This is a genomic window from Paenibacillus sp. GSMTC-2017 (assembly GCF_016019935.1).
In the GTDB taxonomy this organism is placed as follows: domain Bacteria; phylum Bacillota; class Bacilli; order Paenibacillales; family Paenibacillaceae; genus Pristimantibacillus.
The window spans coordinates 874,329-898,672 of record NZ_JAECMT010000001.1 but is presented as its reverse complement, the minus strand read 5'-3'; the positions used below and the strand labels follow the sequence as shown (position 1 = coordinate 898,672).

The window sequence follows — 24,344 nt, the reverse complement described above, 5'->3', positions numbered from 1 at the left end:
TTATGGGAATTTGTGCTACACTAATACGAGAAAAGCTCATCCTAACGCAAATGTTCTGTCCCATCAAAAGGAGGAAGTAAGCGTGGAAAATTGCTCTATCGTTACAAAACCTGCTCTACACTTAGTCGGAATCAGCTATTGCGGTCCGTATTCATCATTTCCAGATGAAGCGATTCGGTTGCAAACCGAGTTTCTGGCGAGAAAGCATGAATTGAATGGAGCATCACAATCGACCATACTTTTTAGTCCTTATTTTGGAAACGAAGCATTCGCAACGTATTGGGCATGTTATGAGGTCCAACATTTGGAGGAGCTTCCGCCAGGCATGGTCCAACTGACAATTCCAGGCCATCGTTACGCAATGGTAGCATGTTCGAACAAACGGATCGGTGAAGGCTACGAACAATTAAACGCTTGGATGAATGAGAATGGGCTGAAAAAACTTGCAAATGCAGTATCTATAGAGCTGTTCTACATCGACGAGCAGCATTGGGAAGAGGAGCCTGTAGAACTGCTCATCCCGCTTGAAGATTAATAGGTGGAAGAGCTTGCGGGAGCAGGTTCTTTTTTTTGTATACATTAGCAGACTACTGGAGGGTTTAATATGGGAATAAAAATATGGATTATTGACGCATTCACGAAGGAACGATTTAAAGGTAACCCAGCGGCTGTTTGTTTACTTGAGCATGCAGTAGAAGAAGATCAGATGAAAGCGATCGCGGCTGAGATGAACTTATCAGAAACAGCGTTTGTTAGTAAAGAAGGTGATGGTTTTGGATTACGGTGGTTTACTCCTGTAGCCGAGGTTGAACTCTGCGGTCATGCCACTCTTGCTGCTGCGCATGTATTATGGGAGACGGGTGTGCTTGAGCAAAAGGAAGTAGCAACTTTTTTCACAAAAAGTGGGGTGTTAACTGCACGAAATGATGGCGAGTGGATTGTACTAGATTTCCCGTCGGAATCTCCTGGGGCAGTGCAGGCTCCACAAGAGTTAATCGAAGCATTAGGATTAATTCCACGTTATGTAGGACGGAATCGAATGGACTATTTGATCGAAGTAGATAACGAAGATACGGTTCGAACGTTGCAGCCAGACTTTAACCTTATTAAGCGATTGGATGCAAGAGGAGTAATCGTAACTAGTAGAGCGAATAAAGGAGTAGATGGTAACTACTCCTATGATGTCGTATCGAGAGCCTTTTTTCCAGGGATAGGTATTGATGAAGATCCAGTAACAGGTTCAGCCCACTGTGCGCTGGCTCCTTATTGGAGTAAACGTCTAAGAAAGGATGAACTAACTGGATTTCAAGCATCCGCAAGGGGCGGCATAGTTCGCATGCAGCTAGTAGACGATCGAGTGTTGTTGTCAGGTGCTGCAGTGACCGTGCTTCGTGGTGAGCTTGAGGTCAGCAATTAATGCAGAATGCGGAAGTGCTGACCATGAGAGTGAGCGAGTTAGCCTCAACTAGCTCGTTGCTCTTCGCGTACTTCCTTTTCTTCGTAGTTGCGGCTGCAAAAACACGATCAAAAATACGCTGAAGTAGATCCCGCTGGCAACGTAAAAGACGGCTTCAATACTATTTATTTCTGCAAAATAAGCGACACCAAACGTTGCAAGGGCATTCCAAGGCGACAATATCGTACTTCTAGCCGACAATGTGTTTGCTAGAGTATGGTGTGGAACGGAGTCTTGAAAGAGTGCTTCTTGGCACGTTTCACGAATCTCGTAAAGCGGTCCTATTAACATGACCGCAACAAGTGCAAAAATGGGATGATGGTAATACGTCATTAGGAAAGTAGATATAGCCATAGTAAGCGATGATAGTCCGATCACATAACCAATACGCCGATCAAACCAAGTTGCCATACCAATTAATAGTGCTCCTCCAATTATGCTGCCTACGAAATAACTTGCGTTTAGCATTCCCCACCATTGTTCATCCTTGTTTAATACGATTTTGGTGAATGCTAAAAGCAAGGAAGATGTCCAAATCGTATTTGCAACCATCTCTATTAGATCTATGAATAATAGCTGGCGGACTGTTTTGTTTTGGACGAGCGTGTTCCATGGTTTAGGTGGGTTTGGATTTTCTTTATTATTGTTGGATGTATCGGCTTTACTAATGTCGTCATTCTCAGCTTCCTCTACATTAGTAGCATATAACCCACCCCGAATCGCAAAAAGACAACATGCAGAGACGAAATAGAGAAGAGAAGCTCCAATTAATACACTTTGGAATGAGAAGTAGGCTGTTAATATACCGCCTAACGACCATCCACCAATCATTAAACATTGGCGGACTACATTTAGCGTACTTCGTGCTTGCAAATATTGTTCGCGAGGTACGATTGTTCGAAGGATAACTTGTCTCGCTGGTAGATCCCAAGCAGCAAACGTATCAGCCAAAAATTTTAGTATAAAGATGATAATAATAACGTTTGTTGACTGGCTAAAGCCGAGTAGTGCAAATAGGGCTAAACAATTGAGTGTACGTGAAAATTGAATGACGATAATTAGTTTTCCATAGTTAAACTTATGAATAAAGTGCGATGAAAGAAAGCTACCAACAAAATCTGCGCCATAGGAAGCTAGTAGAATAGTTGTTGCACCTAAGATGGAATTTGTTTTCGAATAGATGAATGACATCAGTCCAACTGTTATGAAAATGGAAGCGACAGTCCCCAACGTCCCCGAGAGCCAATAGATTAGAAATAGACGATTACGCAATAGATTGAACATAAAAGACCTCCAGTTTGACAAGGATGCTATCAAAATATACGGGAATGAGAGAAATATTTTCCAATAATAAATCAAAATTGATAATCTTTCAATGATTTTAAAATGATAATTGAACACTGGAAAGTCGCAGGATGATGATATCAACCGGTAGTAAGCAGCCAAAATAAGCTGGAAAATCGTACATGTTTCATGCTATAGTGCTTAAAACTATAAATACTGGGAAAGAGGGAATCATCAGATGATTGATCGTATCATTCTCGTGAAATTCGGTGAACAAACAACGCAAGAACAGCTCGAGGAAATCGTGGAACGGTTTCAGGCATTAAAACAACACTTGTCTGGTGTTATTGAAGTAAATGCAGGGATCAATTTCTCTGACAACAACAAAGGCTATCAGCTAGTGCTCCGTGTCAGATTCGAAGATAAGGCAGCTTTAGAGGCTTATGGCCCCAATCCACATCACCAAGCAGTAGCGGCGCTCATTCGTGAATATGGACGAGAAGATAGTGTTGCTGCCAATATCGAAGTGTAAAATAGCCGCTTACGGCGAGAAGATTACGAAAGAAGCAACAAATCAACTTCCTCTTATTATCAAGGGCAAGTATCTTACCGAAATTACCTACTGCAATATAATATCGCTGATTGTTTTTTTCGAGTATCTTCGCCTGTTACAGATTTATAGATTGCTCAAAGCGTTTCTGTAGGTGAGCTATATCATGTGGTTTGGCTTAAGAAATGTAACACCAGCCAAGTAAAACATCTTTGCTGGACGAAAAAGAAAGAATCATCGAGAGTAAAATAAACTGTCAATAACGCAGATTTATACATAAAACTACCCAGGGTACAGAGTTACCTTTAAGAATTTAGTTTAGACTCGTTTCTCACCTATTTTTCCTTATATGCTCTATAATTAATGTGTTTTGTTGAGAACTGATGCGTGGAATCTAACGACGGAAACTACAGATTTATTTAAAGTTTCTAGTATATGGAAGGTTTTTTCGTATTTGTGTTGAATTTATAAAGGGAGCCCTTTAGGGGATATGGAACATATAATACTTCTGTAGTTAGTTCATTAGGATATGTTACTGATCATAATGGTTGGAGCGAAAACATATATAATCCTTCCCATGGTGATGGAAAATTTGGTGTTGCTTTTGATTTTCAAGATAAAATGAAGTTGAAAAATAACGTTATAGTATTAAACGCGATTGACTTTACATATTTCGGATCAGGATTCGCTGCCTCAGTAAGTTATGATTCCAAGTTTTCAAATTACAATGGTTATGCCAGAACAATGTACGCGCACACATGGAACTCTACTACAATTAACAGTATTGGATTCTCTGGTGGAGGAGGTCAGTTTGGCGCAAATATTAGCTTTTCTCATAATGTACACAGATTCCCTATCTTTAACGGATCTGATACTACTTTCGAAAAGAAGGGGGTTCTCAATTTGATATCGCTAATAGTTCTAATCCCTGTTCTAATTCTGTTAAGTATAGTAATTTGTTGGTTTTTATTGAGGAGTTTCAAAAATATTCAAGCTCTTAATTTTCTACTCTTAGGAATTCAATTAACGATTCTTGGAGTCTTCACACTAATTCTGTGGAAATTGACAGCAGAAGATTCGGAATTGATTTTTAATCTCGCTCTGTTGTTCACTACATTTGGAACTATTTTATCTTTTTTTTCGACCTTCAAGAAGAGTTGATTCAACGATATGAACCAGACTAAACAAAGGTACGGATCAGATACGGTTAAGCTCCAATTTTGAGGATATCGGAAAAACGTAGAAAACAAGCTGTCGACGGTTCTCAACCGGAGTCAGCTTGTTTCGTTTCTTGCCTTTTAGAGGTAGAAGAATTAGTAAGTAAAAAGTGTCAAACTAAATTTCTTTTTTAGTTTTGTAAGAAGCAGGCATTGCTTTGTATGCGGTAACTCTGTTTTTTCCAGTTGTTTTGGAATAATACATCGCTTCATCAGCTAACCGAATCATTTCTCCGACGAATACGCTCTCTTTGGTAGTACTGAAACCGATACTAATAGTGACAACGGTTTCAGCTTCAACTCTACGTCTAATCGACTCTGCAACGATATCTGGCTTAACGCGGTCGATACTAATGCAAGCTAATAGTTCTTCTCCGCCATAACGCCCTGCAGAACCGATACCACTCGTTTCCTCTTTAATGATCTCCGATACACGTTTTAGAACGCCATCTGCAACATGATGACCTTGCGTGTCGTTTAAACGTTTGAAGTTGTCGATATCGCAGAAGATGATTGCCACCGATTTGCTCCTTAAAAGGAGTTGCTCTGCCTTGGAGTTGAAATGTCTTCGGTTGTAAAGCCCAGTTAAACCATCAACGATGGAAGACTGATAAGTAGACATTAAACGTTCAATGACCCATTCAAACAGAAGGACGAACAGTAATGAGAAATAGATAATTGGCGAGACGAGATTGAACAATAAAAGCCAAGGTTGCGAGCCCTGAAACAGATAGGCATCCGCCATTCTAACAATCTCATCTGCAATAAAGACGATTAGGCTGGAATAATATTTTGTATTCATGTCAGCACTTCTCGTAGCCAGTAATATAATAAGGGAAACGACTATGCAATAGATATCAAGCAATGGAAATGAAATGACGTATGTAGTTGCTGGAATCGTCGATAAAGGCGTAAGTGCGATTTGTATAAAGGATAAAACAATCGTTAGCAGCAGCATAAAAATGAACGGGACAATTCTGAGCTGAGCGGAACGGTAAGTATATAATTTCATGAACACAAAGTTTATAATAATAAAGGAGATAATCTGCAATATGTTGGATACCAAATACATCCAAGGCTCTAACGTCCATCCAGGAAAAGCAAGCGCAACGAGCAGACATTGTCTCGCAATGATAAGAGAAATAGCTGCAATAAGCAGTCTATACGTTTGCTTGTTGCGGTAGCTTACGTATAACTTGATCGACATAAAGAGCATCAATATTAGGATAACGATAACAGACGATGATGAAAAAAGTTGTCCGTTCGGACCTGTAATCCACTGCATTATTGTCATAAGCCAACCACCAATTTATAGAAATAGATGAAAACTTTACAGAAACGTATGTTCTATTATATCATGTTTTAGTAGATAAGGAAGTCTAAATTTCGCATACAGTTATGTCCAATTTTCATGAAAGACCGACTATATGGGCAACATCAAGTGTGAAAGGTGAGAGCTATCGACACCAGTAGAGTGTAATCCGATTTTTACGAAGCGAACGCCGCTTTAGAAACCTTTCAGGAGCTGTTATTTATGAATATTTTACAAGCTTTATTTTTCCCTCCGGAGCAACCTGGGGGCGTATCATCGATGATACCTTATATCCAGGAGCGCTTTCTAAAACTTGGCTGGCAAATGGAACTGTTTTCGTTGCCTAAGAGGGTTAGAAATAAAGGACATGAAGAGGTTATATTCCAAACTTTCGATCACACCGAATTCAGGGGAAACCCGCTGGTAGACAAATACATTCAAACCTATAAGGATTATATATGGTGGACTAAGCTTAGAATACAGAAATCATATGATATTATTCATGCTCATCATCCTATAGCTGCACTGGCAATGAAGCGGGTATTTCCCAATACACCACTTGTGATGACCATTCATTCAAGCTATGCGAGAGAGCTAATATTAAATGGGAAAATAGAAGAAGGTGGGCCCGAGCACCGATTCCTCAATTTGTTGTACCGTGAGCTAGAAGTTACGACTGACAAATTAATGACAGTATCGGAATCATTCAGATCCTATATTGCACCTTACGTTGAGACTCCCGAACGTATAAAGGTCATTCCAAATGGTTTTGATGAAAAGCGTTTTAAGCCGATCGCCCATGAAAATGAAGTGACGCAGTTAATTACCGTTTGTAGGCTTGTTCCGGCAAAAGGAATAGATGTTTTATTGTATGCGTGTGCGGAACTTAAACGTCGCGGGAGCCCGTTTGTCCTCCACATTATCGGCGATGGGCCGATTCGAGAAGAGTTGGAGTTGTTAGCTCAGGAGCTTGGCTTGTACGATGATATTATTTTTTACGGATATATGCTTCACCCAGAAGAATTTATGCCATTCTTTGATGTATTTGTTCTCCCTTCACGAGCGGAGGCGTTCGGCTCTGTATTTGCTGAAGCTGCCCTTTGCTGGCTAGCGCTTGTAGGTACGAATGTTGGTGGTATTGCGGAGCAGATCGAAGACGGTGTAAACGGCTTATTAGTACCAACTGAAGATCCGCTAGCGCTTGCAGATGCACTCGAAAAGGTGGTTGGTGATCCGTCCTATCGCTACAATTTAGCGCGAACAGCATGGGATACGGCGAAAAAAACATATTCGTTGCAACGGGTTATTTCGCAGCTCAAGAAAGCTTACGTTGCTGTGAAGTCCGAGCCGAGACCTACACCAGAGATTGAATAATGTTGGATAGAGAGCAGGGAAGAGAATGAGTATGCCATTTAGATTCATTCATGCTGCGGATATACATCTAGATAGTCCTTTCCGTGGACTTACGAAAGTTCCGGAAGTCGTCAGAGCAGAGCTGACGGATGCGACGTTCGCCGCTCTAAAGCGTCTGACGGATACGGCTATTGCTGAAAAAGTAGATTTTATCGTCATAGCAGGGGATTTGTTTGACGAGGCTGACCGCTCGCTTCGTGCTCAGCTGGCTTTTTTAAAGGAATGGGAGCGATTAGCGGACAATGGTATAACCGTGTTTGCTATTCACGGTAACCATGATCATCTTGGCGGCAAACGTGCTAAACTTACGTTGCCGTCCAATGTACACATTTTCGGAGCGGAGGAAATGTCCTATCGTCCTGCTTTCCACAGAAATGGTGAGTTAGTAGCTTACATCTATGGGATGTCTTATGGCGAAAGAGCTGTTGCGAGTAATATTGCTGCAACGTATCAGACAGCACCTGAAGCACCTTATCATATTGCGCTTCTTCATGCTAATGTTGGCGGAGATAGTGGACATGATCCCTACGCTCCTTGCACGTTAGAGGAATTGGCAAGGAGTGGATTCGATTATTGGGCATTAGGACATATTCATAAGCGGCAAGTGTTAAGTGAATATCCTCATGTTGTCTATGCGGGTAATACGCAAGGTCGAAATCCGAAAGAAACAGGTGCTAAAGGTTGTTATATTGTAGATGTAATCGATTCTCGAAATACTAATGCGAAGTTTACAACACTTGATTCCATTCGTTGGCTTGAAGAAGATGTTTCTATTGAGGGATTAGCGACAGAACAACAGCTTCTACAACTACTTTCACATCAAATCGGTGTAAAGCTGGATGAGGAAGATGGCTGCTCTATCATGTTGCGAGTTCGTTTAAAAGGAAGAGGACCACTACATGATCATATTCGCAGTGCATATGTATGTGCGACAATTTTAGAGCAACTACAATCGGAATACGAGCCAACGCAAGGAATGCCTTGGATTTATGTTTATGAACTTGTTGCTGAAACAGGGGCGGAGCTCGACTGGGAAGCTCTCTCAGTGGAAGATAGTTTTGCAGGTGAGTTACTCAGACTTTGCAATCGATTGGAAGAAAACAAAGAAGATTGGCGATCATTTGCACAATCGGCATTGCAAGATATAAGTAGCCACCCGAAACTTGGACGGATCGGACGAAGTAAGTGGGACAAACCTTCAAATCATTGGCTGGAGCAAGCGAAGGAGCTAACACTTAGTCTTGTGGCAGAAAATCGGGTGGACAACAACCGCTCATAAAATTGTACGGCTATTACACGAAGTGAAGTATCCGTTTATACTGGGAGGCAAATAGGATGAGGCTGGTTGAAGCTCATATTGACGGGTATGGACGATTAAATAACCGGCGCGTAGATCTTGATGCGCCGGTTATTGTCGTTTTTGGACCCAACGAAGCGGGTAAAAGTACACTGTTTGGTTTTGTTAGGACGATGTTATTTGGTTTCACGAAACGTTCCAACTTATCGGAACGACAAGAACCTATACATGGCGGTCGCCACGGTGGTCGGTTAATATTTCGTGATTCGTCAGGTGCCAGTTACATAATAAATCGATATGCCGATGAAGCTGGTGGTAAACCGAAAGTGCGGATGTTAGAAGGGAGCTTTGACAGTTCCACTTCTACAGATGTCATCGAGCGAATAATGGAGCAGGCTAATTGGGAGGGACAATTTCTTGGTAGTATGAACGCGCGTCTTTACCGCCAATTATATGCCATTACTTTAACAGAGTTAAATGAAGTAAGTGCGCTCTCTGGAGCTGAACTTGGTCGTCATCTCTATCAAGCTGGATGGGATGGAGGCAAGGCAATTGCTGCTGCAGAGAAGGAAATTATGCAAGAGCTTGATTCCTTGTTTAAGCTCAAAGGCACTAATCAGCGTATGAGCAATCAATGGAAGATGCTTGAGCAATTTGATGCTGAGCTAAGGCGAATTGCAGATGGTATTGATCGATTTAATGTGCTGAGAGATGATAGTGAGTCCACAGAGAATGCGATTATTGAAGTATCCGTGAAACTTCCTTCTCTTCAGCAAGACTTGCAATTACTTCGTAAGGCAGTTCATTCTCGTCCACATTGGCTTCGTATTCAGGAGTTACTTACCAATAGAAAAAAAATAGCCTATGCAGAACGGTTGCTAACTGGATCAGAGCAAATATGGGACGATTTGCAGCGACAGTATGCAGAAATGATCGAACATATTGAAGAACTGCAACAAGAAAAGTCATTGCTTGAACGTCAAAAGTCAGTCTTACTCTACGATAATGACTTCATTGATAAGGGTGCCGAGACTAGTGCTGTTTTGCAAGATGCGGATCGCATACGCTCATTAAAACAACAATTACCCGAGTTGGAGTTAGAAATGCAGGGTTTAGATGTGTCGATAGGCACACTTGTTACTAGCATATCTACTGAATGGACTGAGCGACAACTAAGAGAATTGATTGTAACGGTAGCAGACCGTGATTTTGCAAGAGGGAAGTTAGAGATATGGCAAACCTTTCGTCGCTCTGAAGAACGGATTCAAGCGGAAATGGAAACTCTTCGTGCTGAGGAGAGGGAATTATTACTGCAATTAAATGATTCAGAGGAACGATTGCGAAAAGTAATGGAGCGTTTAGAAGACAGTGGCAGAGGAAGGTTTGCACTTCTACCAGACACGAAACCTTCGCTTACTGCGGCGTGGGATGCCTTTGATGAAGCGCTGCGCGATTGGGAACTTGAACGTGCCGGAGCTATTGGTAAGGTAGGAGCAAAAAGTCAATCTTTTGCGGGTAGTGGACTGAAATTGGCAGGGTTATGTGGGGTAGGTGGAGCATTAGCTGTAGCTGGTGCTGCTGCAAGTGGTCTATTGGGTGAAACGTCGGGTATTGCGACTATTTCGGCTATTACGATTGGTGGAGCTTCAGTTGCATTGCTCCTTGGCATGAAGTTTTATGGCAATAAACGCGAAAATGGTCGTTCTTCTCATGTCGCTCGAATAAGCTCTAGAAGCAATCGTGCAGGACGCAGTCGGGGCGAGCTTCGTGTATATGAAGCGCTGGAAGTACTTGTTAAAGAGCCTGACAAAACGTATGCAACATTATTTGATGCAACATCTACCGATCAGACATCTAATCTTGTAGTGTCTCTACGCTCCGCGATACGTATGGAGGTGCAGGAGCGTCTCGATGCAATTAGTGAGTTTGTGCGGATGACAGACATTCGCATAGAAAATCGTTCTCGACTAGATCGGATACGTGGGGAATTGAGTGAACGTGGGGATTTAGCAGAAGTTGCTGTGCGGAAGCAACAGCTTGAAGCAGTCGAGTGGGGAAACTGGCTTGTAGCACGTTCTCTACCGAATCATATGTCACCTGCTGCTGCGCTTGAAGCTTTCGAGATTGCTGAATCAGCTTTGGAGCGGCTTAGACAATATGATCGACTTTATGCAAGACAAGCTACTACGAATAAGGAAATTAATAGTTATCAAAAGAATGCAGAGAAGCTTTGTGCTAATTTCCCGAATAGTGTTCGAGAACTTCAAAGTGATCCCACGCTTGCGATGCAATTGTTACAAGCAGAAATTCAACGACACGTTGCTATACAAGCTCAAGCCGATGGTATCATAACGCGAATAGAACAGCTTTTGATAACGTTAGAAAACTTGCAGTCAAAAGAAGCTACAATCAAACAATCTTTAAATGAATTAATTGTACAAGCGGGTCTAACAGACGAAGTGGAGTATGCTACTGCACTAAGAGATCGTCAGTTACTCGCTGACCTTGATATGGAATTGACGAGACTACAAATCGAGCTGACAGCTGGTTTAACGAATGAACGACTCGAACAACTTCAAGCGTTATTTGCGCAGTTTGATGAGGAGCAATTAGCAGAGGCACTTGAAGAGGCAAAGGTTCAAGAAGCGAATGTTGTAGAGCTGCAATTTGAATTGCTGGAGAAAAGAGGTCGATTGAATCAAGCAAGGGAGCAATTGATGCAAGCGGATGAACGACAACGTCTCATCTTAGAGAGGGAAATGACAATTGCGGGGCTTGAAAACAACATGGAACGCTATGCGGTGTTAATGATCAGTAAAGCACTTATTGATCGTACGAAAAGAATTTATGAAGAAGAACGCCAGCCAGTTGTGCTTCAAACAGCATCACATTATTTCCGAACGCTTACTGGTGGGCGATACATAAGAGTAAGTGTAAACGTAGAACAGTCTGGCATTCGAGTAGAAAAGGCGGATCATTCTATGTTAGATAGTAGCTTACTTAGTCGTGGGACAGCAGAACAATTATATTTGGCGATGAGATTAGCACTTGCCCGTGAATCCTCACAAGAGGAGAAGCTTCCGTTAATGCTAGATGATTTGTTCGTAAATTTCGATTCTGAACGACTACATGCAGCTGCACGTCTAGTTGCTGAGCTGGCGAATGAACGCCAGCTGCTGCTGTTCACATGTCATGAAAAAGTGCGAGATGTACTTCTAGCAATTTGTAAGGAAACGATTCTTGTACATTTAAGTCCGCCTGAAGCGGTGTAACATCGGAATCTTCTATAGTCGCCGAAAGAGGACGCGCTTACGAATAATGAGGATGAGCCATCCTAAGCTGATTAGTCCGAATAATGGATATAGTGTAGACAGAAGCGGGCCAAAGCCAATTTGGCTCGCAAAGTAGCAAATGACGAGTACACCGAAGGTGAGCAATTCCCTCGACCATTTCAGTCGTTCTTGCAGTTGCAGCGTTAACCCATAAATATCGGCGATGAGTGTTGTGAATATTTCTGCAAAAATAAGGAAGATGTAAATGAGCTGGACATATTGTCCTAGTTGTCTTGCGATTCCACCCATTGGAATGGCGAATTGTTGTATTCCAGGCATATGAACGGATAGAGCAATATGACCAGCAAGCAACATAAAACCAATTCCAAGTCCGCCTACCCAAGAGCCAATAATGATCGTTTTTCTATCTTGTATTTCAGCTCCTAAAGGTACAAGGACAGCTTGTGACAACGATAGGTTAAAAGCTGTGTAGAGGAAAGGTGCAGCCCATGCAGCCCATGGTGAAAAGTCAGTTGCAAGTGTAATGAACTTATAGGTTCCTGGTGTTCTGAACGTATCAATCATGACTAACACGGTGAATAACAACATAATAGGAACGACTATGGCATTGACGGTTAGAATAGCTTTCATTCCTTTTCGGAGCAGGAAGAAGCTTGCTACAATTGTAATCAGTAAACCAGCTTGATAAGAAATATTCCAATGTTCATAAAATATTGTACCAGCTCCAGCTAACATGACGGCAGTTACACCTAACAAAATGAGCAACATGAAATGGCTGATTAGCTTACCGTATTTGTCTCCAAAAAGTGCTTTGTTTAAGTCTTCATAAGACTTTGCTCGAATTTCGCTAGCGATCAACATCATCTTTGTGCCGAGCCAAATGAACAATACGGTAGACAGTGCAATAGTAAACGTTCCCCAATAACCGAAACGAGTGAAAAATTGTAAAATTTCTTGCCCTGTGGCGAAGCCTGCTCCAACAATTGTTCCCATATAGGTTGATGCGATCTGCAACACTTTGCCTGTTCGTTTCTGCATGTGTTCCGTCCTCCGATCCAACGTTCTTCTCTATAAAGAAGGTATGTCCAATCGGGGACAGGCATGACACAAATGTTATATGAAATGAATAGAGTACTCAAATAAAGAAGAGGGCGGAGTAGATCCCGCCCTCTTATCGTACCAACAATATGATGGTTATAGACTAACGTTAGCCTTGTGCTAATAACTTGATCGAAACAATTTCATTCATATTTGGATCAACATCTAGCTTTATTTTGGCTCCGAGTGCGTTATAAAGGAGTAAATAATCTGATTGTGAATCTGGTTTCCCAAGCTCACTAAGTACTTTCTCAGGATGATCACCGATCTTAAGACCACTTAATCCAGATTGAACATGCGAACCGTATACTTCTACGAAATGTACGGAACCTTCCGTGTTAATACCAACAGCAAAGCCGTCATATTCAAGCACTTGAATAGCTTCTTCTTGCTCTTCTAGCAGGTAGCTGTCAGATTCTTTGCCGCAATAATCTAGTACATGCGAGTCGCTATCGCCTATTGCAATACCATTTAATTTAGGACTGACCTTGCTCCAGTTTTTAGCTTTAGTAATGTTATCTACAGCGGTGTTTTTACTCGTTTTTGACTGCATGTTAGAAGTCTCTGTCGTAGACTCCCGATCCGGAATTGTCGTAGGGTCAGTGGAGTTAGACGTATTGTTAGCATTCAATTGTGACTGTTCGGGTCTTACTGATTTCTTATTTTGTTCCGTTTGCTCTATATTATTTAATGGTTTATGGTTAGGGCTTGCTGAGCTTTGACAACCGGTTAAAATAATGGCAAACGCAGAAGCAGCAAACCATAGAATAATCTTATTGAGTTCAGATTTCTTGGTATGATTCATATGCGTTCCTCCGTTCGTGTATCTATATTATAAAACGCATTCCCGTGGGCTAAAGTTGCTCTTTTATACAAATTAAATAGGAAAAAATGCTGCGATAGAGACATGTTCACAATAAATGACACTTATTGCGTTATATATGGTTGCGTACTTTACCTTACCTATGTTACTTTATCGAAAAGGGATTTTTGGCGGAGGTCAGTTAAGATGGAAAAATTGAAACAACGTATACTTGAAGAGTCGTCAATCTTGTCGAGTGATGTACTTCGGATGGATGCTATCATTAATCATCAGGTAGATCCGGCATTGACAATGGAGATGGGGCAGGAATTCGCCAAAAGATTCGCTGAACAACCGATTACTAAAGTAATAACAGTGGAATCGTCAGGTATTCCGGCAGCTTTCGCGACAGCATTAGTACTAGATGTCCCACTTATATTTGCACGTAGAAAAAAGACGCTTATCGCTGATCCAGATGTTTATTGTGAGCGAGTGCCTTCTTTTACAAAAGGAATTGTAACAGATATTATGGTTTCCAAGCAGTTTCTGACAAGTGACGATCACGTCTTGTTTATAGATGATATCATTGCAAATGGTGATGCTGCTCGTGGCCTTATCAAAATTATTGAACGCTCCGGCGCTTCATTAGCAGGAATTGGAATCGTAGTTGAGAAATCTTTCCAAGCAGGTGCTAGGACGCTTAGAGAACAAGATATTCGTGTGGAATCATTGGTGCGAATTGCATCACTAGATAATGGTGAAATAAAGTTTGAGTAACATCTACCAATGTTAATGCTCTTTTCCGAAGCGAATATTTCGCTTATAATGAAACGTAAGTGATCGAGGGGAGGCACCAAAGATGGAAAACATGTCTACAGAATATTTAAATGGGAAGCTAACCGATGCCAAAACTCATTTCGAGAGAGCACTGGATTGCAAACATACGGAGTTTGATGATTTATATCCTTATATGATTGAACATCCGCAGTTTTTCTGGTACAAACGTTACGTCGCTTGGTCCGAGTTGCTTACGATCGTAAAGCTGTGTGAAGAGCTTTCTGTAGAATGGCATGATCAGTTCACAGAGAAACAAGGAGAGTACATTAGTAAACGAGTAATGTCTTCACGCGTACTCGACGAATGGTATGAGACTAACGATTCACGTGAGCATGTGGGCTAACCGCATGTATTTTGTATAAAGATACGATGTGACCTCAATGATAAGTGAATGTTATCATTGAGGTTTTTTTAGTATAATGGGAGCTAGAAGCTTCTTCTTGGAGGAAGTTGAGGAAGGTGGGACAGGCTAGAGTATGGTATCAGAAGAACAATTGGATGCATTTCGTCAATCAGGTGAAACAGTGCGGGTCATGCGGGATGAGATGGAAGTTAACGATGTGCTCGGAATAGTTGTAGCATGGGATGAGTCAATCGTCGTCATTCGTAAGCCAAGCCGTCGAGTGCTTAAGTTAAGTCGTACATATCGTTATGTGCCTGCTTCGGAGGATAGAATTCCTCCTTCGATAGATTAAGGGGAAATAGGATAGTACAAATGGTTGTATGATGAAGAGGAGTGATAAAATGAAATGTCCAATTTGTAATGATGTGCGTATGAAAGAAGTCGTTAAAGATGAAGTGCTAATTGATGTATGCCCGGAATGCAAAGGCGTTTGGTTAGACCGTGGCGAGCTTGAGAAGCTAATGCAAGGGATAAGAGAAGTACGCCAGGACTATGAGCGAATGGAACAGCAGATACAGAAAAATGCTCCTCCGTTCAACAATGCTAATTCACAACAACCAACGACGCCAAGCTTTGGTCAACAGCCAACGGCACCTAGCTTTGGTCAACAGCCAACGGCACCTAGCTTTGGTCAACAGCCAACGACGCCAAGCTTTGGTCAACAACCAACGACGCCAAGCTTTGGTCAACAGCCAACGACACCAAGCTTTGGTCAACAGCCAACGACACCAAGCTTTGGTCAACAAAGCCCCGGTAGTACTAATTATGGTCAACCATTTGTTAATCCACAACCGGGTTCAGTTGGCACACCTCCGGTAAGTGGTCAAAGTTATAACCAGCCACCTGCTGGATATGGACAAGCACAACCAACGAACCCGGCGTATCCACCAAACTATAACCAAGGATATAATCAGGGCCACGGTTATGGACATTATGGATACGATAAATATGGCCGCCCAAAAAAGAAGAAGACGGTTCTGGATGTTTTTGGTGACTTGTTTGAATAATAATAGGATTGCCATTAGTGTGGATAAGATTATAAAAATAGATTAAATTAGATTAGGTAACAATAATTAAAATAGTTCAAATTAATGGAGGGCTAATTATGTCTTTAGTAGCTTATTTGATTTTCAACGGAAATTGTCGCGAAGCGGTAGAACATTATGCAGATGCATTTGGTGTAGAAGTTCCAGAAATGGCTACCTTCGGTGGCGGCCCACAAAATCCAGACTATCCTTTGCCAGACGCAGCAAAAAATTTAATCATGAACACAAGACTGGATGCATTTGGTGATTATATTATGTTCTCGGATACGTTCCCTGGCTCACCGTTTACGGTCGGTAATCATTCTTCGATAGCGATTGTTACAGAAGACCAAGAGAAACTACAAGCCGCATTTAATAAATTGAAAGAAGGCGGTAAAGTAGAACTTGAACTGCAGGAAACGTTCTGGAGCAAAAGCTACGGTTCGCTAACTGACAAATTCGGAGTACATTGGCAATTTAATTTAGGCGAACAACAAGCGTAATGACTTAAATTACATAGTTCGAAAAAGAGTCCCACATTTTGTAGAGTGGGGCTCTTTTTTTTGTGCAAAAACATGAGAGATACAAGTTTCCCGATTTTTCTGAATTAAGCGCATTTATGTATTAAGAACAGGAAGTTTCCCGACTTTCACTACGATTAAGCGTATTTATGTACTAAGAATAAGAAGTTCCACGATATTCTCCGATATTAAGTGTATTTATGTACTAAGAATAAAGAAGTTCCACGATATTCTCCGATATTAAGTGTATTTATGCATTAAGAATAAGAAGTTCCACGATATTCTCCGATATTAAGCGCATTTATGTATTAAGAACAGGAAGTTTTCCGACTTTCACTACGATTAAGCGTATTTATGTACTAAGAATAAGAAGTTCCACGATATTCTCCGATATTAAGCGCATTTATGTATTAAGAACAGGAAGTTTTCCGACTTTCACTACGATTAAGCATATTTATGTACTAAGAATAAGAAGTTCCCCGTTTCTCTCCGAGATTAAGCGTATTTATCCACTTAGAACGAACATCTTTTTGAAAGGTCAATAAAAATATTAATTTTAATAAGAGGGTTGTAATCGTAATAATTACGATCTATAATCGTATTTATTACGATTAAAGGATCAGAGATTAACGAATCCCGAAAAGGTTGTTTTTCACGCAGTACATAACTAAGGAGGATTTAAATGATGAGATTAGATTGGCGGAATAGTGGCAACAGAGTGGATGGAAAGATCAGAAAGCTTAGAAAAAAAAGTGCAGTGAGGTTTATGACCGCTATCATCGTAATGGCAACACTACTAACGGCATGCAGCACAAATGACGGTGGAACAGAGGGGACTAAGGCTAAGGGGGAGGGAAAGAGATTAACTGAAGCTAACAAAAAAGTAACCATTATTCGTAATCTCAAATCGGATTCTCTAGATCCATTGAAGAGCTGGGAACCGCTTAGAGCAGGAATAACAGAAACGTTGTTACGATTGGATGCTGATATGAAGCTTGCACCATGGCTTGCATCTGAATGGAAGAATGTAAATGAGTTAACGTGGGTATTTACCATTCGTGACAATGTGACGTTTCACAATGGCACTAAACTAGATGCGAATGCAGTAAAGGCTTCCCTAGAAGAAGCGATACGGACAAATGAATCACTAGCTGTTTCCTTGAAAATTTCCTCCTTATCAGCACAAGGACAAGAGTTGACTATAACGACAGCTGAACCGTATCCTGCACTCCCGTCTGAATTAGTTAATCCTTACATGTCTATTATTGACGCAGGAGAGAAAAAGCGAATAGGGGAGAAAGCGTTTAATGCTGCACCTGTCGGAACAGGGCCATTTATAGTAAAAGTATTTAAACCAAACATCGAAATTGCTTTAGTAAGATACGATCGTTATTGGGATGGTCTCGCGAAAGTAAATGAAGTTTCGTATAAATTTAATGAAGATAGCAACATGAGGTCGCTAGCGTTGCAGTCTAAAAAAGCAGATATTGTGTATCAATTGCCTGCCGAAAATATTGCAACGATACAAAAAGATCCTTCATTACGTGTAAAGTCAATTTCGGGTCTACGGGTATATTTGCTAATGTTCAATCAACAAACGAAAGAAATGAGTGACGTTAGAGTACGCAAGGCTATTGATATGCTTATTGATCGTGATGGCATAGTAAATGGAATTATGCTAGGTAATGGAACAAAAGCAAATGGCCCTTTCCATGCAGTCTTACCATTTGGTAATAAGGAAGAAGCTAATTCGTTAAGAGTAGAGGAAGCAAAGGCATTACTTTATGAATTGGGTTATTTACAAGGAAATGATGGATTGTTACACAAAGACGGTAAGCCTTTAACGCTGGATATTGTAACTTACAAGGGTCGTCCCGAACTACCTCTCATTGCACAGCTGTTGCAATCTGACGCTGCAAAAGTAGGAATTACAATTCGCATTCAAGTCTCAGAAGATATCGATGTCCACTTGCGCGAAGATAAACAATGGGAAATAGCTACATATGCAATATTGTCATCACCTCGTGGTGATGGTGGGTATTTTTTGAATGCGGCTCTAATGCCAGGTGGCTCTATCAATCCAGCAAACATCGAAGTGAAAGGACTTAGCGACGTATTGTCCAAACTTAACCAGACTAGTGATGTAGAAAGTCGAATATCCCTTACTAAACAAGCAACTAAAATAATTCAAGAACAATTGCCTCATGCATATGCTGCCTATCCGAATCTTATTGTTGGTGTTAACGATCGTATTGTCGGTTGGGAACCTGGTGCTGAAGAATATTATATTGTGACAAATAAACTGGATGTGAATTAGGGGTATGCTCCTGTTTATCGGTAGAAGAAGTGTTGCGATCATCATTGTATTATTTCTGTTATCGGGTATGACCTTTGTATTGATGAAATATGCTCCGGGTGATCCTGTCTTAACGATTTTGAATATAGACGAGGTTGCAGTTACTCAGGCGGATGAAGAAGCGATGAGGGAGAAATTAGGGTTTAACAAACCGATTTATGATCAATATTTCAGCTGGCTCAAAGGATTGTTCAAGCTAGATCTGGGTTATTCGTATAGTAATGATCGAATGGTAATGGAATTGTTGATGGAGAGATTACCGTTAACCCTTCAATTATTGGCAGGTGGAGTACTCATCATGATTGTTATTGCCGCTCCGTTAGGGGTGTTAGCATCTCGTTATCCCAATCGCTGGCCAGATCGGTTTAGTCAATTATTTGCGCTGCTAGGAGCGTCGATCCCCAATTTTTTATTAGGGTTACTACTTGTTTATTTTCTAGCTTATAAATTCAACTTATTCCCAACGATGGGCACCGGCTCACTTAAGCACTTTATACTTCCGTCCCTGACACTTGGATTTTCGATGTCCGCTATCTATTCTAGGTTGCTGCGAAGCGGGCTTATTGACAGTATGTCGCAACAGTATGTACGAGCCGCACGTGCAAGGGGGTTGTCGGAAACTCGTATTCTGATGACCCATGCTCTAAGGCCTGCGCTGTTGCCGTTAATTACAGTATTAGGTATGAGTATGGGGAGCCTTGTTGCGGGCACAGTTGTCGTTGAAATAATGTTCGCTTTACCGGGACTTGGAAGCTTAGCGATTGATGCTATACTTCAGCGTGATTATCCTGTTATTCAAGGTTATGTACTTTTAATTGGGTTGTTTATTGTAGTGATTCAATTCATTGTTGATTTCGTTTATGGAATAATCGATCCTCGTATTCGATATGGGAAGGGGGAACCATTGTAATGGTCCATCTTTTTACACATCGTATGGTTACGATTGGTATGTTCATCCTTGCTGTAATCGTTCTAATGATGCTGACTGGTTCATGGTTAGTGGCAAACGATCCACTTGCTATTGACTTGGGAAGGCGGCTTGCTCCACCTAGTTTCTCTTATCCGCTTGGAACGGATCATCTGGGTAGATGTCTGTTTTCAAGACTAGTTGTAGGTGCTCGGACTACGATTGGAATTACAATGCTTACTCTTATGATCGTTGTATTCGTTGGTATACCGCTTGGTATGTTGTCTGGGTATTTAGGTGGTCGCTTCGACTCCATTATGATGCGTTTCCTTGATGGAGCTAGTGCGTTGCCCGAATTTGTAGTCGCAATTGCGATAGCGGGTTTCTTGGGACCAAGTTTGACAAATCTAATGTTTGCTATTGTTTGGGTGAAATGGATTGGATACGCGAGAGTAGCAAGAGGGATTGTGTTAGCAGAACGAAAAAAAGATTATATATTAGCCGCTCGTGCGGCGGGTAGTAATGTATGGAACATATTGATCCTTCATCTGGTCAAAAAGATTATACCTCCTATTCTAGTCATTGGATCACTCGATATAGGGAAGATCATTATGATTATTGCGATGATGTCTTATGTAGGGCTTGGTGCTCAGCCACCAGCTCCTGAATGGGGTGCTATGTTGAATGAGGGAAGAACTTTTTTTCAGTCACATCCGCAGCTCATTCTATATCCGGGGTTAGCCATATTTATTGTTGTCATTGCGTGTAATTTGATTGGTGAAGGATTGAGAGATCATCTAGATGTCAAGAATAGCAAACTCAAATGACGATGTACTAATACAAAAAAAGATTAGATGAGGAAACAAGTTATGGGAGAGAGTAGACGCAATATACCGATTCTTCAGGTCGAGAGACTAATAATAGTTAACGATCACGGAAGCCAACGAAAACCGATTATTTCTGACATCCAATTTACTATAAAAGCAGGTCAGACATTAGCGATTGTTGGAGAAAGTGGTAGCGGAAAAAGTGTAACAGCAAGTGCAATTGCTGGTTTATTACCGCAGCCTCTGAAAATAAATAATGGCTCTATTCGATGGCATGGTGAAGATATCATCCCTTGGTCCTCCAAGGAAAAGCAAAAGTTAAGAGGTTCTGAAATAGGATGGATGTTTCAAGATTTTGAAGGGAGTCTTACTCCGTTTATGCGAATTGGTAAAGCGATGGAAGAGTTAATCATGTTTCATCAGCAGAAGCCGAGACGACAGGCTCGTGAAATAGCAATTAATTGGCTGGAATTGATGGAATTACCGGTAGAACGTATTTATCGAAGTTATCCATTTCAACTGAGTGGAGGACAATGCCAGCGGGTTGCACTTGCTTGTGCTCTAATGCTTGAGCCTTCGCTGCTAATTGCAGATGAACCTACTACAGCTCTTGATGTACTGACTGGAGAAGCCATACTTGATTTGATCAAGTCCATGCAGAAGAAAACAGGATGTGCTGTATTGTTGATCTCACATGATTTGCGTCAAGTAATCAAGCATTCAGAAGAAATGGTTGTGATGAAAAAAGGTGCAATCGTCGAAGCAGGACCAACAGAAATACTGATTAACTATCCTCAACATGAGTATACAAAAGCTTTGCTTAAAGCTTGTCCTAGAATCACAAACAATAATATCACTGCACGAATAACCAACACTAAGCAGTCAGTTACTAGTTTGGATAATAATGGGGTCATAACCTTCTACTAACGGGGGAAGTACGATGAATAAAGTGCTCATTGCGAACAATCTTGTCAAAAGATACAGCGAGGGAAACCGAGGTTTTGCAGCTATTAACGATGTATCTCTTCATATTAACGAAGGTGAATGTCTAGGTTTGGTAGGGGAAAGCGGCAGCGGAAAGAGTACTCTTGCAAAAGTTTTAGTTGCACTTGAAACACCTGACAAAGGAGATGTATGGCTGGGCGGAAAATCATTATTTTTGCTCAAAAGAAAAGATTTACGTACGATGCGCCAGCATATAGGTATCATCTTTCAAAATAGTAATGGTTCGCTCAATGATAGCCTTCCCGTTTGGCGTTCTATAATGGAGCCTTTGGACAATTTCCCTGACGTCAATCCGTCATTTCTTAAAGATGTCCGACATTCGCGCAGAAGAGTTGCAGAAAGACTGCTTGAGATGGTTGGATTACAGACTCACCACATAGATCGGTATCCTCATGAGTTAAGCGGAGGCGAACGGCAGCGGATAACTATTGCCCGGGCAATGAGCGTAAGCCCGCAACTACTCGTTTGCGATGAACCGACGTCGAGCTTGGACGTTACCATTCAAGAGCAAATATTAAATCTTCTAAAGCAATTTCAACACGAGCAAGGTGTTTCGTGTTTGTTTATCTCTCATGATATTGCAGCAGTACATGGGATGTCAGATCGTATTATTGTAATGAAAAAGGGAGCGATAGTAGACCATTTCCATCGAGATGAAATATGGTCGGGGGATCGTCATCCATACACAGCAGCGCTTGTTCAAGGGTCACAATAAGGAGGTACAAGAAAGTTGAGTAAGTCGAAGGCGATGACATGGCCATTTCTACAAATGTATGTTCTTGCATTTTTGTTTTTTAGCGCCAATTCGATATTGAACGTTATTATTCCTCTATATAGTGAAACAAAAGGCATTTCAAACAGTATGATCGGCTTTATTATGGGTGCTTATATGTTGACTTGCATGCTAGTACGTCCATGGGCGGGTTACTTGGTAGCGCGATACGGCCCCATTAAAATTCTTCGAATAATTGTAGTTTGTAATGGCATTGGACTTGTTTTATATACGATGTCAGGATTAGAAGGCTTTTTTGTTGCTCGGCTTATTCAAGGAATATGTACAGCCTTTTTCTCTATGGCGCTTCAAATTGGCATCATCGATCAGTTGCCTGATAAAGAACGTTCACAAGGTGTATCGATGTATTCCTTGTTTACTTATTTACCTACTATCATTGGTCCCTTGATTGCCCTTGGGATATGGGAGTGGGGCGGTATGAACTTGTTTACTGTTGCCATGATTGGGATTGCAGTTGTAACTGCCCTATTTGGATTATCGATTCCTACAAAAAAATATGTTCATGGAGAGAAGCTACCACCCATTTCGAGTGTCGTTTCTATTAAAGGTTTTCGAAATCTAGCAAGGAACAAAAGTTTCATCTTGTGTAGTGTAACGATGTTAAGTGCATCTTTATTATTTGGTTCAATCGGTTTTGTACCACTGTATGCAGACCATATTCAAGGGGGGAATGCAGGTATTTACTTATCCCTTCAAGCTATAGTCGTAGTGATGACTCGAATAATAGTAAGGAAATATATACCTTCAGACGGAAAGTGGCATTCTCGATATATTGCAATTGCACTTATATGTGCAAGTATTGCTGCACTATCGCTATCGTTATCGATTAAGTTTCCACCACTACTATACGTGGCAGCAGTATTGATAGGATATGCACAAGCAGTAATTTATCCTACCTTAATGACGTATTTGACTTTTATTGCGCCTGCAACAGAAAGAAATGTAATCGTGGGATGGTTTATTGCATCTGCTGATTTAGGTCTTTCATTGGGTAGTATTTTAATGGGACCAATCGCGGATCATTTGTCTTACTCAGGCATGTACATGATATGTGCAACTGTTGTAGGGTGTGCAGCTTTATTAGCATTAGCTGGTGGGAAATGGATAGTGCAAGTTAAATTTACAGGTAAGAAGGTAGGGGAAGTTTGATGAAGGATAAGTTTCAGCTACTATCCGCACTAAGATCGATACAATATGAATTAAATGTCCTTCATTGTTATTCTAGAGAATGTCCAGACTGCTATGAGCTTGTTCAATCGAAACTGGATAAACTTTGTTCATTCATATTAGATACTGATAACAATGATCTTTGGAACAAATGGAATAGCAGTGATGAAGTTCGTGAGTATGGAGAGTTACTGCGAGAAACTGCTGTACGGCTCGTATGTGATATGGAGAAACATCAATCGATGCTTGTGTGGAATGAAGTATTGAATGCTGGTCAATATGTGGAATTGCTATCGGAGTCTATTAGGGAGGAACTGTCCTATTTCGGAATGGATGTTAACTCGCGATTATTATTCGTCGGGTCAGGCGCATTCCCGTTATCTGCTATTACAATTGCCAAGGAAACTGGCGTTCAAGTTGTAGGGGTAGATATTGATGGCGATGCCATTGCTAGTGGGAATCGTGTTGCAGAGGCAATAGGTATGGGGGAAGTAGTGACGTTCCAGAAATCTGAACCCAATAAGCTTACTTTTATAGAAGGAGCAACACATGTCATTATTGCCTCACTCGTCCAAAATAAAAATGAAGTTTTAGAGCAACTGAAGCCAATGATATCGAAGCAAACAAAAATTATTGTTCGTTACGGGAACGGTTTAAAATCAGTGTTTAATTATTCTCTGGAAGAAAATGTGCAGAAGGACTGGAACATAACAGATATTCGTCGAAACACTAGTATTTATGATTTTGCGATATTGCAGACCAAAAGCTAAAGGAAAGGAGC

Annotated in this window: 21 protein-coding genes and 1 pseudogene; 18 read left to right on the top strand and 4 right to left on the bottom strand. The window is 41.1% G+C overall.

Going from position 1 to position 24,344, the window contains the following annotated elements; genetic code table 11:
- Positions 1 to 82: 82 nt before the first annotated feature.
- On the top strand, positions 83 to 535 hold the full coding sequence (locus I6N90_RS04200; RefSeq protein ID WP_197934229.1) for a GyrI-like domain-containing protein: 453 nt from the start codon (positions 83 to 85) through the stop codon (positions 533 to 535).
- A gap of 69 nt (positions 536 to 604) precedes the next feature.
- Positions 605 to 1,417, top strand: coding sequence for a PhzF family phenazine biosynthesis protein (locus I6N90_RS04195; RefSeq protein WP_197934228.1), 813 nt, complete (start codon positions 605 to 607; stop codon positions 1,415 to 1,417).
- Between the two features lie 48 nt (positions 1,418 to 1,465).
- Here the strand turns inward: I6N90_RS04195 and I6N90_RS04190 are convergent, their stop codons facing one another.
- Positions 1,466 to 2,740: an MFS transporter gene (locus tag I6N90_RS04190; protein ID WP_197934227.1), complete on the bottom strand. Its 1,275-nt coding sequence runs from the start codon at positions 2,738 to 2,740 to the stop codon at positions 1,466 to 1,468.
- Between the two features lie 238 nt (positions 2,741 to 2,978).
- Between I6N90_RS04190 and I6N90_RS04185 the strand changes: the two genes are divergently transcribed.
- Entirely contained in the window at positions 2,979 to 3,272 is a 294-nt protein-coding gene (locus tag I6N90_RS04185; protein WP_197934226.1) for a Dabb family protein, read from the top strand.
- 1,353 nt (positions 3,273 to 4,625) lie between these two features.
- Here I6N90_RS04185 and I6N90_RS04180 read toward each other — a convergent pair.
- The gene (locus tag I6N90_RS04180; RefSeq protein WP_197934225.1) at positions 4,626 to 5,801 is read right to left on the bottom strand and encodes a GGDEF domain-containing protein; all 1,176 of its coding nucleotides are present in this window, start codon (positions 5,799 to 5,801) and stop codon (positions 4,626 to 4,628) included.
- 240 nt (positions 5,802 to 6,041) lie between these two features.
- Between I6N90_RS04180 and I6N90_RS04175 the strand changes: the two genes are divergently transcribed.
- The 3 genes from I6N90_RS04175 to I6N90_RS04165 are packed head-to-tail and all read left to right on the top strand — an operon-like array spanning position 6,042 to position 11,801.
- Positions 6,042 to 7,193: a glycosyltransferase family 4 protein gene (locus tag I6N90_RS04175; protein WP_197934224.1), complete on the top strand. Its 1,152-nt coding sequence runs from the start codon at positions 6,042 to 6,044 to the stop codon at positions 7,191 to 7,193.
- Positions 7,194 to 7,218: 25 nt separating this feature from the next.
- A complete protein-coding gene (locus I6N90_RS04170; RefSeq protein ID WP_197934223.1) occupies positions 7,219 to 8,511 on the top strand; it encodes a metallophosphoesterase family protein in 1,293 nt (430 codons plus the stop codon).
- 56 nt (positions 8,512 to 8,567) lie between these two features.
- Positions 8,568 to 11,801, top strand: a complete 3,234-nt coding sequence (locus I6N90_RS04165; protein WP_197934222.1) for an AAA family ATPase — start codon at positions 8,568 to 8,570, stop codon at positions 11,799 to 11,801.
- 12 nt (positions 11,802 to 11,813) lie between these two features.
- Here the strand turns inward: I6N90_RS04165 and I6N90_RS04160 are convergent, their stop codons facing one another.
- Both I6N90_RS04160 and I6N90_RS04155 read right to left on the bottom strand, forming a co-directional pair.
- On the bottom strand, positions 11,814 to 12,860 hold the full coding sequence (locus tag I6N90_RS04160) for a YkvI family membrane protein (protein ID WP_197934221.1): 1,047 nt from the start codon (positions 12,858 to 12,860) through the stop codon (positions 11,814 to 11,816).
- A gap of 169 nt (positions 12,861 to 13,029) precedes the next feature.
- Complete coding sequence (locus I6N90_RS04155) at positions 13,030 to 13,725, bottom strand: hypothetical protein (protein WP_197934220.1); 696 nt, start codon at positions 13,723 to 13,725, stop codon at positions 13,030 to 13,032.
- Between the two features lie 204 nt (positions 13,726 to 13,929).
- Here I6N90_RS04155 and I6N90_RS04150 point away from each other — a divergent pair, with 204 nt between their 5' ends.
- The 12 genes and pseudogenes from I6N90_RS04150 (at position 13,930) to I6N90_RS04095 (ending at position 24,333) form a co-directional block, all read left to right on the top strand.
- Positions 13,930 to 14,499, top strand: a complete 570-nt coding sequence (locus I6N90_RS04150) for a xanthine phosphoribosyltransferase (RefSeq protein ID WP_197934219.1) — start codon at positions 13,930 to 13,932, stop codon at positions 14,497 to 14,499.
- An 82-nt stretch (positions 14,500 to 14,581) separates the two neighbouring features.
- Positions 14,582 to 14,902, top strand: coding sequence for a hypothetical protein (locus I6N90_RS04145; protein WP_197934218.1), 321 nt, complete (start codon positions 14,582 to 14,584; stop codon positions 14,900 to 14,902).
- Positions 14,903 to 15,035: 133 nt separating this feature from the next.
- Entirely contained in the window at positions 15,036 to 15,254 is a 219-nt protein-coding gene (locus I6N90_RS04140; protein WP_197934217.1) for a hypothetical protein, read from the top strand.
- Positions 15,255 to 15,303: 49 nt separating this feature from the next.
- Positions 15,304 to 15,447: pseudogene (locus I6N90_RS25385) on the top strand (zf-TFIIB domain-containing protein); the annotation flags it as partial.
- Positions 15,448 to 16,067: 620 nt separating this feature from the next.
- Positions 16,068 to 16,490, top strand: a complete 423-nt coding sequence (locus tag I6N90_RS04130; protein ID WP_197934215.1) for a VOC family protein — start codon at positions 16,068 to 16,070, stop codon at positions 16,488 to 16,490.
- A 700-nt stretch (positions 16,491 to 17,190) separates the two neighbouring features.
- A complete protein-coding gene (gene nikA, locus I6N90_RS04125; RefSeq protein ID WP_232242521.1) occupies positions 17,191 to 18,825 on the top strand; it encodes a nickel ABC transporter substrate-binding protein in 1,635 nt (544 codons plus the stop codon).
- A 4-nt stretch (positions 18,826 to 18,829) separates the two neighbouring features.
- Positions 18,830 to 19,774, top strand: a complete 945-nt coding sequence (gene nikB, locus I6N90_RS04120; protein ID WP_197934214.1) for a nickel ABC transporter permease — start codon at positions 18,830 to 18,832, stop codon at positions 19,772 to 19,774.
- Complete coding sequence (gene nikC, locus I6N90_RS04115; protein WP_197934213.1) at positions 19,774 to 20,598, top strand: nickel transporter permease; 825 nt, start codon at positions 19,774 to 19,776, stop codon at positions 20,596 to 20,598. Before nikB ends, nikC begins: the two co-directional genes overlap by 1 nt.
- A gap of 42 nt (positions 20,599 to 20,640) precedes the next feature.
- A complete protein-coding gene (locus I6N90_RS04110) occupies positions 20,641 to 21,525 on the top strand; it encodes an ABC transporter ATP-binding protein (RefSeq protein WP_197934212.1) in 885 nt (294 codons plus the stop codon).
- A 13-nt stretch (positions 21,526 to 21,538) separates the two neighbouring features.
- Complete coding sequence (locus I6N90_RS04105) at positions 21,539 to 22,318, top strand: ABC transporter ATP-binding protein (RefSeq protein ID WP_197934211.1); 780 nt, start codon at positions 21,539 to 21,541, stop codon at positions 22,316 to 22,318.
- A 15-nt stretch (positions 22,319 to 22,333) separates the two neighbouring features.
- On the top strand, positions 22,334 to 23,545 hold the full coding sequence (gene cntE, locus I6N90_RS04100) for a staphylopine family metallophore export MFS transporter CntE (RefSeq protein WP_232242519.1): 1,212 nt from the start codon (positions 22,334 to 22,336) through the stop codon (positions 23,543 to 23,545).
- Positions 23,545 to 24,333 carry a nicotianamine synthase family protein gene (locus tag I6N90_RS04095; protein ID WP_197934210.1) on the top strand — a complete coding sequence of 263 codons (789 nt, stop codon included), beginning with the start codon at positions 23,545 to 23,547 and terminating at the stop codon, positions 24,331 to 24,333. Before cntE ends, I6N90_RS04095 begins: the two co-directional genes overlap by 1 nt.
- Positions 24,334 to 24,344: the final 11 nt, after the last annotated feature.

Excerpts from the sequence above, each read along its gene's own strand:
- I6N90_RS04165 (WP_197934222.1), top strand. The coding sequence starts at position 8,568 with ATGAGGCTGGTTGAAGCTCATATTGACGGGTATGGACGATTAAATAAC.
- nikC (WP_197934213.1), top strand. The coding sequence starts at position 19,774 with ATGGTCCATCTTTTTACACATCGTATGGTTACGATTGGTATGTTCATC.
- I6N90_RS04110 (WP_197934212.1), top strand. The coding sequence starts at position 20,641 with ATGGGAGAGAGTAGACGCAATATACCGATTCTTCAGGTCGAGAGACTA.
- nikA (WP_232242521.1), top strand. The coding sequence starts at position 17,191 with ATGATGAGATTAGATTGGCGGAATAGTGGCAACAGAGTGGATGGAAAG.
- I6N90_RS04190 (WP_197934227.1), bottom strand. The coding sequence starts at position 2,740 with ATGTTCAATCTATTGCGTAATCGTCTATTTCTAATCTATTGGCTCTCG.
- I6N90_RS04155 (WP_197934220.1), bottom strand. The coding sequence starts at position 13,725 with ATGAATCATACCAAGAAATCTGAACTCAATAAGATTATTCTATGGTTT.
- nikB (WP_197934214.1), top strand. The coding sequence starts at position 18,830 with ATGCTCCTGTTTATCGGTAGAAGAAGTGTTGCGATCATCATTGTATTA.
- I6N90_RS04095 (WP_197934210.1), top strand. The coding sequence starts at position 23,545 with ATGAAGGATAAGTTTCAGCTACTATCCGCACTAAGATCGATACAATAT.
- I6N90_RS04105 (WP_197934211.1), top strand. The coding sequence starts at position 21,539 with ATGAATAAAGTGCTCATTGCGAACAATCTTGTCAAAAGATACAGCGAG.
- I6N90_RS04180 (WP_197934225.1), bottom strand. The coding sequence starts at position 5,801 with ATGACAATAATGCAGTGGATTACAGGTCCGAACGGACAACTTTTTTCA.
- I6N90_RS04195 (WP_197934228.1), top strand. The coding sequence starts at position 605 with ATGGGAATAAAAATATGGATTATTGACGCATTCACGAAGGAACGATTT.
- I6N90_RS04130 (WP_197934215.1), top strand. The coding sequence starts at position 16,068 with ATGTCTTTAGTAGCTTATTTGATTTTCAACGGAAATTGTCGCGAAGCG.
- I6N90_RS04175 (WP_197934224.1), top strand. The coding sequence starts at position 6,042 with ATGAATATTTTACAAGCTTTATTTTTCCCTCCGGAGCAACCTGGGGGC.
- I6N90_RS04145 (WP_197934218.1), top strand. The coding sequence starts at position 14,582 with ATGGAAAACATGTCTACAGAATATTTAAATGGGAAGCTAACCGATGCC.
- I6N90_RS04185 (WP_197934226.1), top strand. The coding sequence starts at position 2,979 with ATGATTGATCGTATCATTCTCGTGAAATTCGGTGAACAAACAACGCAA.
- I6N90_RS04160 (WP_197934221.1), bottom strand. The coding sequence starts at position 12,860 with ATGCAGAAACGAACAGGCAAAGTGTTGCAGATCGCATCAACCTATATG.
- I6N90_RS04140 (WP_197934217.1), top strand. The coding sequence starts at position 15,036 with ATGGTATCAGAAGAACAATTGGATGCATTTCGTCAATCAGGTGAAACA.
- I6N90_RS04150 (WP_197934219.1), top strand. The coding sequence starts at position 13,930 with ATGGAAAAATTGAAACAACGTATACTTGAAGAGTCGTCAATCTTGTCG.
- I6N90_RS04170 (WP_197934223.1), top strand. The coding sequence starts at position 7,219 with ATGAGTATGCCATTTAGATTCATTCATGCTGCGGATATACATCTAGAT.